This window comes from Blautia sp. AF19-13LB (assembly GCF_003479105.1).
In the GTDB taxonomy this organism is placed as follows: Bacteria; Bacillota; Clostridia; order Lachnospirales; family Lachnospiraceae; genus Fusicatenibacter; species Fusicatenibacter saccharivorans.
The window spans coordinates 1-2,915 of sequence record NZ_QUGO01000018.1; the positions used below are offsets into that span (position 1 = coordinate 1).

The 2,915-nt window shown below is 45.0% G+C and carries 1 protein-coding gene; it reads left to right on the forward strand.

Annotated elements, in window-relative coordinates; translation table 11 throughout:
• Window positions 1–741 precede the first annotated feature (741 nt).
• Window positions 742–2,715: a group II intron reverse transcriptase/maturase gene (gene ltrA / locus DWX32_RS15490; RefSeq protein WP_118660499.1), complete on the forward strand. Its 1,974-nt coding sequence runs from the start codon at window positions 742–744 to the stop codon at window positions 2,713–2,715.
• The last annotated feature ends 200 nt before the right edge of the window (window positions 2,716–2,915 follow it).

Below are 2,915 nucleotides of genomic sequence, written 5' to 3' on the forward strand. Positions count from 1 at the left end.
AGTGCGACTCGTTCCTGAACAAAGCCTTCGTGGTTGAAGGACAAAATCAGGCACTAACAAAAGAACGAAAATTTCAGATGTTAGGAGAACTAACAATCCAAGAGGTGGAATGATGGGGTAACGCCCTGAAACGCCCCCTTAATACTCCGACTGGCGGGTGTAAGTGAAAACTGACCTGTCAGAAGCTCGGTGAAGTCGGCTGAGAGTAGCCGTATGGATTGCTGGATAATTACCAGCCCCACGAAAGCTGTCCAGAGGTGGACGGTGCTACCTATAGGCCGGAGGTCTACAAAATACCCAAGGTCAGAATGTTTGAAATATGACTGACGAAAACCGCGAATGTAAGGGTCTATACCATGACGGCATAGAAATGTGCTGGTAGCGTTCATCGCTAATCAGTGTGGTGGAGTAAAAATTGATGTTATGAAACACCATAGCACGTTACAGGCGTGTTCAAGCTGACAGGCTTAAAGCGGAGACCTAAAGGTATATGTAAAGATAGGATTGTTGGAACGAGGAAAGGCAGTAGGCTTCTACCATTAGGAAGTAAGCAGACGAATCATATAAGCTGCTGTACTACTGCTGAAAAGCAGAGGTCGAACTGATGATGTTTTCTGCGAAAAAGAGGAAAACGGAAGAATGGCCTCAAGTCAGTCAAACAGGCAACTTAGCACTTAGTCGCAATTAGGATTGCGAGTATGACAAAAAGAAGTCACTCGCCGTAAAGGAGAGTGATGCCTGATGCCAAATGAGAAGAAACCAAAAACCAAATGCGTGGAGTATCTCCGCCATGCTGAATACTACGATATGCAAAGTACCTTTGATGAACTGTATGCCAGAAGTCAGGCAGGAGAAATTTTCGAGAACCTGATGGATGTGATACTTTCAAGAGAAAATATCCTGTTGGCCTATCGGAACATCAAATCCAATACCGGGAGTATTACGCCGGGAACAGACAAGCTGAAGATTTCTGATATTGGTAAACTTACCGCTGATGAAGTCACAGCAAGGGTACGCAAAATCGTCAAGGGAGCTAAAAACGGCTACACCCCAAGAAGCGTAAGACGCAAAGACATCCCAAAACCAAACGGGAATACCAGGCCACTGGGAATCCCTTGTATCTGGGATAGATTGGTACAGCAATGTATCAAGCAGGTCATGGAACCTATCTGCGAAGCCAGGTTCAGCAACAATAGCTATGGATTCCGTCCAAATCGGTCGGTTGAAAATGCGATAGCGGCAACCTACAGACTTATGCAAAAGTCAGGACTTCACTATGTAGTAGAGTTTGACATAAAAGGTTTCTTTGACAATGTAGACCATTCAAAACTGATAAAACAGTTATGGTCACTGAATATCCGGGATAAAGAACTGCTCTATGTAATCCGTAGGATTCTCAAAGCTCCAATCCTCATGCCGGACGGCAACACAGAACACCCAACAAAGGGAACGCCGCAAGGCGGAATTATTTCCCCACTATTGGCAAATGTGGTGCTGAATGAACTTGACCATTGGATAGAAAGCCAATGGCAGTGCAACCCGGTAACGGAAAACTACGCTTACAGAGAAAATGCGGCAGGCTGTCCGATACAAAGCCATGCGTACCGGGCAATGCGGAATACACGGCTGAAAGAAATGTATATCGTGAGATATGCAGACGATTTTCGGATTCTCTGTAGAACAAGGGAACAGGCAGACCGGACGCTGATTGCGGTCACGCAATGGCTGAAAGAACGCCTGCGCCTTGATGTTTCACCGGAGAAAACGAGAGTTGTTGACGTCAGACGGAGCTATTCTGAATTTCTCGGATTCAAAATCCGACTACGCAAAAAGGGGAAAAAGTACGTCGTTCAATCGCACATGTGCGATAAAGCATACAAAAAGGTTAAAGCCAGCCTGACTAAACAAGTCGGAAATATCAAATTTCCCAGAAAAGGACGTGGAGAAGCCGGGGAAGTACGGCTGTTCAACTCCATGGTTATGGGAATCCAGAATTACTACCAGTTAGCCACTGACATCAGCATAGACTGCGGTGATATTGGCAGAGCTGTTAATACAGTTCTCAAAAACAGGCTGAAATCTGGAAAGACACACCGGCTGAAAAAGGAAGGCCGTGACCTGACAAAAATGGAAATCCAAAGATATGGGAAATCGGAGCAACTAAGATATATAGCACAATCCAAAGAACCGATTTATCCAATAAGCTATGTTCAATGTAAAAATCCAATGAGTCAGCGGCGAAAAGTGTGCGCTTACACAGCGGCAGGAAGAAGTGAAATCCATGACGATTTGCGGATAAACACTTTCTTACTGCTACAGCTAATGAGAGCGCCTACATACAGCCGCAGTACAGAGTATGCGGATAACCGTATCTCACTGTTCTCCGCTCAATGGGGAAAATGTGCGGTAACGGGAAAGAAATTTCAGTGTATATCAGAAATTCACTGCCATCACAAGAAGCCAAAAGGAATTGGAGGCAGAGATAAGTATGAAAATCTGGTATTGGTGCTTGCACCAGTACATGAACTGATACACGCAGTTGATGAGGACACTATTCGTTCTTATCTCACCGCTCTTAAATTGGATACTTCACAGCTCACAAAGCTGAACAAACTGCGAACATTGGCAAAAAGGAAACCCATTGATTTGGAGAAGCCAAATCTTACGAATAATTCTCATAATGGTATGACTAAGGAGACTAAGAAATCTGTTTGATTGATGGAACGCCGGATGCGGTGAAAGTCGCATGTCCGGTGTGAAGCGGGGGAAAAGCTGGAGATAACTTCAAAGGCTTACCTATCGCTATTTCCGTCCGACCTTGCTACTTTCGGCAGCGAAGCAAAAAATCTGTTGCAGGATTTACAGAGCCGCAACGAGCGAATGTTTCTGCTGACGTTCCTTGTGGTAAACATGGC